This window comes from Achromobacter sp. SIMBA_011, from assembly GCF_046535435.1.
Classification (GTDB): Bacteria; Pseudomonadota; Gammaproteobacteria; order Burkholderiales; family Burkholderiaceae_B; genus Achromobacter; species Achromobacter dolens.
Genome location: NZ_JAWRWN010001040.1, coordinates 1 through 245 on the forward strand (window position 1 = coordinate 1; position 245 = coordinate 245).

The window sequence follows — 245 nt, forward strand, 5'->3', positions numbered from 1 at the left end:
GCATGCCGGGCAGGAAGGCGCGGCAGGTGCGGTACATGGCCTTGGCATTGAGATCGAAGGAGAAATCCCAGTCCTTTTCCTCGCAGTCGAGAATGGTGCCGGAATGAACGAAACCGGCGCAGTTGAACAGCACATCCGCATGGCCGATATCGGCGGCGAAATCCTTGACGCCGTCGCCATCCAGCACGTTCAGAACCCGCGTTTCCGCACCTTTCAGGGTGGAAAGCGCCTGTTCGTTGATATCG

The 245-nt window shown here is 58.8% G+C and carries 1 protein-coding gene; it reads right to left on the reverse strand.

The window, feature by feature from the left end; translation table 11 throughout:
• Window positions 1–245: SDR family NAD(P)-dependent oxidoreductase (locus SB816_RS34190; protein WP_410548521.1), on the reverse strand; the 245-nt coding region annotated here is incomplete at both ends.